The 6,923-nt window shown below is 68.3% G+C and carries 7 protein-coding genes; all 7 read left to right on the top strand.

Annotation, left to right across the window (positions count from 1 at the left end):
* Positions 1-154: transposase (locus tag H7965_RS28095; RefSeq protein WP_186773141.1), on the top strand; the 154-nt coding region annotated here is incomplete at its 5' end.
* A gap of 504 nt (positions 155-658) precedes the next feature.
* Positions 659-1,597, top strand: a complete 939-nt coding sequence (locus H7965_RS28090; RefSeq protein ID WP_186773835.1) for a tripartite tricarboxylate transporter substrate binding protein — start codon at positions 659-661, stop codon at positions 1,595-1,597.
* A gap of 298 nt (positions 1,598-1,895) precedes the next feature.
* Positions 1,896-2,090 (top strand): hypothetical protein, encoded by a 195-nt coding sequence (locus H7965_RS28085; RefSeq protein ID WP_186773834.1) that lies wholly within the window; start codon positions 1,896-1,898, stop codon positions 2,088-2,090.
* A 183-nt stretch (positions 2,091-2,273) separates the two neighbouring features.
* Entirely contained in the window at positions 2,274-2,531 is a 258-nt protein-coding gene (locus H7965_RS28080) for a hypothetical protein (protein WP_186773833.1), read from the top strand.
* Between the two features lie 433 nt (positions 2,532-2,964).
* Positions 2,965-4,497: a S8 family peptidase gene (locus H7965_RS28075; RefSeq protein ID WP_222440866.1), complete on the top strand. Its 1,533-nt coding sequence runs from the start codon at positions 2,965-2,967 to the stop codon at positions 4,495-4,497.
* Positions 4,498-4,549: 52 nt separating this feature from the next.
* A complete protein-coding gene (locus tag H7965_RS28070; RefSeq protein WP_186773832.1) occupies positions 4,550-5,251 on the top strand; it encodes a hypothetical protein in 702 nt (233 codons plus the stop codon).
* On the top strand, positions 5,248-6,153 hold the full coding sequence (locus H7965_RS28065) for an ATP-grasp domain-containing protein (protein ID WP_186773831.1): 906 nt from the start codon (positions 5,248-5,250) through the stop codon (positions 6,151-6,153). The genes H7965_RS28070 and H7965_RS28065 overlap by 4 nt, the downstream gene beginning before the upstream one ends.
* The last annotated feature ends 770 nt before the right edge of the window (positions 6,154-6,923 follow it).

The following is a 6,923-nucleotide window of genomic DNA, read 5'->3' as shown; positions in this document are numbered from 1 at the left end:
GAAGCGCTGGATCGTTGAGAGGACCATCTCGTGGCTGAACCGCTGCCGTCGCTTGGCCAAAGACTGGGAGTGCCTGAACCGCACCAGCCTCGCATTCCTGCGCTGGGCCTCCGTTCGCCTCATGCTGCGAAGGCTCTGCCAGACAACAACATGATCCCGGACAGACACTAAGACCGTATGTCCGCCGCCGGGCCGGGATGGCTCCCTTACGATGCGCGTGGTGAACCCGAGAATATGCCGCGCGAACAGGCGCATCCGCAGCGCAGGGAGGACGGACCATGACGGAAGCTGGCACCGTTCTCGTGGGGATCGACGCGGCGAAGGCCAAGCACGCGGTCGCGGTGGCCGAACATGGCCGGAGCGGCGAGGCCCGATACATCGGCGGGCGAGAGGTGAGGCCGGGGCGCGTCCCCGATCCAGCATGCACAAGCCATTACCATCGTGCCGAGCTCATCCCATGCGCTCAACCCACTGCCCGAAGATCCGGACTCGGTGACTTCTTTCGGGCGGAGAATGTGAAAAGCCGACATCCGGGTAGCTTACTGCCGACCGGAGTTTCGCGCTCCCTACAGCCAGGGAGCGGCTTCTCCGACCCTGGCTGCATTCGACAATTCGTGCGACATCTTCGAGGCAAAATAATTATGGGGAGAGAACTACTATGCGCCTCATTGCCGCCTTCGCGGCTGCGTTCGTCTGCGTCGCCGCAGCCTCGCCACCTGCAAAGGCCCAGAGCGCGGTCACCATGATCGTCGGCTACCCGCCCGGCGGCGCTACCGACCTCATGGCCCGCATCATGCAGCCGGAGCTCGCGGCCGCTCTTGGCGCCCAGGTCGTTGTAAAGAATTCGGCGGGCGCGAACGGCACCGTGGGCGCGCTGGAGCTCGCCCGCGCCCGCCCGGACGGCAACACTATCCTGCTCGCCCCCGGCGGCTCGCTGGTTCTGACGCCGCACACCCGCGGCGCGCCCTTCCGGCAGTCGGACTTCGCGCCGGTCTGCCAGGTCACCGCTGCGCTCGTGGTGATGATGACGCAGAAGGATTCCGGCTTGCGCACGCTTCAGGACGTGGTCGCGCGGGCACGGGCCAATCCAGGCGGCCTCGCCTACGCCAGCACTGGCCCCGGCGGCACGCCGCACATCAGCATGATCTCGCTGGAGCGGCTGTCCGGGATCGAGATGAACCACATCCCTTACCGCGGATCGGGCGAGGTGATGCAGGCCATGGCGGCCGGGCAGGTCCAGCTCTTCACCGATCAGGGCAACCTGATCCGCCAATACGGACTGCACCCGATCGCGGTGTTCAGCGAGACCCGGGCGGCCGAGTTCCCCGACACGCCGACCATGCGCGAGCTCGGCTACGACCTCGTCTTCACCATCTGGTCGGGGCTCTACGCGCCGGCCGGCGCCCCGACAGAGGTGCTAGACCGCCTCGAGGCGGCCTGCATGCGCATGATCGCGGCGCCCGCCGTAGTGGAGGGACTGCGTCGGATGGACATGCCTATAAGGATTCGCGGCCGCGCCGAGTTCGCCGGCTTCCACGCCGCCGAGTACGAGCGGTTCGGCCGGCTGGTGCGGGACTTCGACCTGCGGGTCAACTGAGGCCTAGCACTATTTGGGCAGTCTGAAGCCGGGTGGTGGTTTGGACCGGTGCCTGCAGTGGGGGCACCGGATTGACACGACGAGATGCGCGAACAGGAGGAGCGATTGATTGCGGAGATCACTGCGGCCGCCGGGCGGGACACACTCAACCCATCACAGTGGCCCAAACGGGAGCACAAGGCAGGACGGTGGTTCTCCTGCCGCTTCGGTCCGGTCCCCCAGTCAGATTTGAAAGCTCCAGGCTGAGGTCTCCTGGAAGCCGCCCTCACTGACACCGGGCGCCACCAGCCTGCTCGACGTGACGGTCGCGAACTGCCGCCAGGGCGACCTGGCGGACGCGGCACTGGCCTCCTCGGCGCGCTTCGTCGATCTCGACGCCACGGCCTGGACCAACAACACAATCCGGGTGCTCGCGCGCAACGTGTCGGACACCACCGCCGACCTCGGCGCGGCGACGCTGTCGGTGCAGATGACGAAGCGCCGGGTGCCGTAGGAGGTCCGATGCCCGCTGGCGGCATTCGGCGGCAGGCTGTCGCACGAGCCTTCATCTGCCACATTAGGCTTGACCTCGTACCAGATTCCATGCGGTCGTTGCCACTCACTCGGTATACTGGCGATACAACCCCAGGGAGCCTGCACAGATGGCTCGGAAGAACCGCCGTCAGTGGGGATGGGCGTGACCGCGACGCTAGTCGTCGCCCTAGAGGTCGCCCGCGCGCTGCACGCGGGTGATCCCGCCTCCCAGTTGCTCCGGACCATCCGGGACGCCGGCGCCCAGCTTTACCCCATGCCAGCCTTCGCCCCGGGTGAGCCCGGTGAGAGGACCTTCCTAATTGAGGCGCCGCCGGGCAGCGAGGCAGCCCTCTGCGCCAAACTGCTGCGGATGCGCGGCGTCGAGGCCTGCTATGTGAAGCCGCAGGACGCGCCGCCCTGATCGGCGCTGCATGGAGCGGCGTATCCTGGGAAGGGGGGAACTGGTGATGGCGAATGAACCACGTCGGCGCGGAAGCGCTGCGAATGGCTCCTCGACGCCCGAGAGTCCGCGGGAACTCATCGTCGTCATGCGACCCGAGGCAGAGGTCGCAACGGCACGCGGAGCCGTGCGCAGCCGCAGCGGCATGGCTGTGGATCCGATTCAGAAGGCGCTGCGTGACGCCGGCGCTACCATCGCCCCCCTGTTCGGCGCAACCGAGGAACGCGTGCGCTCGACCATGGGCAGCTTCGCCGCTTCCACTGGAGGCCGCGATCCAGCCGGCTTCTACAAGGTCGAAGCCGAGGACCGGAGGCTCGACGAACTGGCGGAGGAACTCGCCCGCGCCGAGGCGGTCGAGGCAGCCTATGTGAAGCCGCCGGCCTCGCCACCCTCCATGCTGAACGATGCGGTGCCACTGCCGGAGGAGGCCCCGCCCGCTTCGCCCGACTTCACCGGCAGGCAAGGCTATCTCGACGCCGCACCGGGCGGAGTCGACGCGCGCTGGGCATGGACCCAGCCAGGCGGGCGCGGCGACAACGTCAACATCATCGATGTGGAAGGCGCCTGGCGTTTCACGCATGAGGACCTGCAGGCCAGCCAGGGCGGCGTGGTCGGCGGCACGCAATCCGGCAATCTTGGATGGCGTAACCACGGCACCGCCGTGGTTGGCGTCTATGGCGGCGACATCAACGCGATCGGCATCACCGGCATTGCGCCGGCATCGGTCAGCACGGCCTACTCGATCTTCGGATCCGGCAACTCGTCCGCCGCGGCAATCCGCGGCGCCGCCTCTCGCATGCGCGCCGGCGACATCCTGTTGATCGAATTGCACCGGCCCGGCCCTCGGCACAACTTCGCCTCCCGCGACGATCAGGCCGGCTACATCGCGGTGGAATGGTGGCCGGACGATTTCGCCGCGATCCTCTTCGCCACCGGTCGCGGTGTGATCGTGGTGGAGGCGGCAGGCAATGGCGCCGAGAACCTGGATGACGCGATCTACAACACGCGCCCCCAGGGGTTTCCCACGACCTGGCGGAACCCGTTCAACCGGGCCAACCCGGATTGCGGCGCGGTGGTGGTCGGCGCCGGCGCGCCGAGCACGCTCAACCACGGCCCCGACCGCTCGCGCCTGGACTTCTCGAATTTTGGCGCCTGCGTGGACGCGCAGGGTTGGGGGCGCGACGTCTGCACTGCGGGCTATGGCAACCTGCAAGGAGGGTCGAACGAGGACCTCTGGTACACCGGCACCTTCAGCGGCACGTCCTCGGCCAGCCCGGTCGTGGTGGGGGCACTGGCCTCCCTGCAGGGCATCCTGCGCCACCGCGGGGCGACTCTCCTGACGCCCGCCCGGGCGCGCCAGTTGCTGCGCAGCACCGGCAGCCCGCAGACGGACGCGCCGGGCCGCCCGGCCACGCAGCGGATCGGCAACCGCCCGGACATCAGGGCCATGGCGCAGAGCATTTTCGGCAAGGGCGTGCTGAAGGACGTGAAGGACAAGGAAAAGGTCGAGATCAAGGAGAACATCAAGGACATCAAGGATAAGGACAAGGACAAGGAGAAGCGAGAGGTCAAGGAGATCAAGGAGAAGGAATTCAAGGAGGTCAAGGACGGCAAGGAGGTAAAGGAGAAGGACCTCAAGGACATCCGCGACAATGTCCAGAAGCGCAAGGAGGTGCTTGAGAACAAGGTCCGCGAGGTGATCGACCGCATCCAGCCGACGTCGGCGGCGGAGCTTGAGGCCCGCGTCTCCGCGCTTGAGGTACAGCTCGCTCATTTCATCGGCCAGGGCCTGCGGCCGGATGTTGGCGGCGGCACCTATGCCGACCCGCAGGGCGAGGCGTCACGGATCCAGGCCTTGCAGCAGGAAGCCCAGGCGCAGCTCGACGCCGCGAAGCAGGCCAAAGACTACAAGGACAGCGAGGTTTGAAGCCGGACGAACCCGCGCGCGGCCGGGCGCGCCTGAAGCGGCACTGAGGCGCGTGTTCGGCGTTATCTGCGATCCCGCGGCGGACCCGGCGGCAGCCTGGGCGCTGGATCGTCTGCGCCGCCGCCTCGGCGAGGTCGTCCTGGTTCATCCCGACCTGCTCGGCCTCGCGCCCCGCTTCTCGCTGCGGCTGGACGACGAAGGCCAGGAAGCCGCCCTCACGCTGCCGGATGGCCGGCTCTTCGGGCCGCCGGGCATCCGTGCCGTGCTGAACCGCGTGGCGCAGCCGCCGCGCGCGCTGCTCGGCGGCGCGGACGCCGACTATGCCGCGGAGGAACTCTCGGCCGCTGCCGTCGCGCTGCTCGCCACATTTGGGCGCGGCATCATCAACGCGCCGCATCCTGCGGGGCTGGCGGGGCGGGATCGCAGCTCCGCGGAATGGCTGCATCTGGCAGCACTGGCTGGGCTCCCCGCCGTGCCCTGGAGGATCGGCCCGGGTGGCCAGGCGCCGCTGCCACCTGCCGCGACCGGCGCGCTCGTCATTGGCAGCGTAGCCTTCGGCGTGCCGCGCCCGCTCATTCGTGCGGCGGTGGCGATGACAGACCTGGCGGGGCTGGATCTGCTCGGCTTGACCTTCGACGCTATGGGCCGCGTGGTCGGCGCGACGCCGCTGCCCGACCTGCAGATCGGCGGAGAAGCCGGCGCGGATGTGCTCGCCGCACTACTCCGGGCGCGCGCTGCGGAGGCCTCGCAATGATCCTGCTCGTCGGCGTCCCGAACGAGGGGCCGCTTGCCCGGGTCCAGGCCGCGCTTGAGGCAATCGGTGCGCCGCATGTGCTGTTCGACCAGTCGGTTTTCGGGACCGAGCTGGAGCTGCGCGGCGAGGCAGGACGGCTCGAAGGCGTGCTGCGCGCTCCCGGTGGCACCGAGGTGCCGGTTGCCGCCTTCCGCGCCGCCTACACGCGAATGCTCGACCATACGCGACTGCCCGCCTACGGACCCGCGCCGCCCGCACAGCGCGCCGCGGCGGACGGATCCAACGCGGCGCTCTCCACCTGCCTGGAGTTGCTGCCCGGCCTGGTGCTGAACCGCGCCGCGGCGATGGCGTCCAACCGATCCAAGCCGTACCAGCTCGCGCTGATCCGCCGGATGGGCTTCGGCGTACCGGCGACGTTGGTCACCAATGACCCAGAGCTGGTGTGCGCCTTTCGCGCGCGGCACGGCAGGGTGGTGTTCAAGAGCGCATCGGCCGTGCGCTCCATCGTCACCGAACTGGACGATGCGGGGATCACGCGGCTGGCGGCGATCCGGGCCTGTCCCGTGCAGTTCCAGGAGCTGGTCGAGGGTCTCGACGTGCGCGTGCATGTGGTGGGCGAGAGGGTCTTCGCGACGGCCTGCGACTCCCCCGTGGTGGATTACCGCTACGCCGATGGCGCCGCCCGGCTCGCCCCCTTCGACCTCCCGGAGGAGACCGCGGCGCGCTGCGTTGCACTGGCACAGTCGCTTGAACTCCCGCTGGCCGGAATCGACCTGAAGCGCCGCCGGGACGGCAGCTGGGTCTGCTTCGAGGTGAACCCGTCTCCCGGCTTCTCCTGGTTTGAGGCAGCGACAGGGCAACCGATCGCGGCAGCGATCGCTGCCCTGCTGGCCTCCGCCTGAGGCACCGTCCCCGTGGTTCTGTCAGGTCTCGCGCCAAGCGGCCCGTCTGGCTGGCCGGGGTAGGCCTGGTAGGCTCCGGAGCAGGCGGGGCGGGGCTCTTCCGCTGTGCTTCGTCCTCCTCGCGCAGCAGGCGCGTCTGTAGCGCTCTGATCCGACACTGTTCGGCAGGCTAGGTACCGAGTGTTGCAGATGATTTAGCTGATGGTGCGTCCGAGGGTTCGGCGGCACTCATTCCCCCAGCCAGCTATTTACACCGAACCACGCTTGCAGGCGGAATGCACTGCGTCCCCGCGCCCGATCCAAACTTCCTCCCCCGCCATTCCCCCGGAGCGGTGGGCCGGGATGTGACGTCAAGGAGGCTTATCGAGGGGACCTCACGCTTGCGGTCCTAAGCCTGAAGCGGTTGAAACACTTCGAAAGTTGGTCATCGTGGGTAATGGTGCTTCACCACTCCACGAACTACGAATCTGGGGGTCAGGAGTTCGAATCTCTTCGGGCGCGCCACTCTTTCTCGTTCGCAACCAAGGCGTTTCACGGTAGCCCGGCCCTCGCGCCGGGCTCTGTCGTTTCGGGGCGTCCCACGCAGGCCCCACGCCGGGGCATGCGCTTGGGGAGACGGGTCCTGTCGCGGCGGCTCTCTCACGATCGCGTCCCGGATGGTGGTGTAGGAGGCGGCCGCTGGGATGATGGCGGTCACCGTGGTGGTTCTCGGTAGGGTTGGGTTGCTGAGACCGACAACCCGAACCTCGGACCGCCACGATGACCGACGA

The sequence above is a fragment of the Siccirubricoccus deserti genome (assembly GCF_014283215.1).
Lineage (GTDB): Bacteria > Pseudomonadota > Alphaproteobacteria > Acetobacterales > Acetobacteraceae > Siccirubricoccus > Siccirubricoccus deserti.
This window is presented reverse-complemented; position numbering and strand designations above follow the sequence as displayed.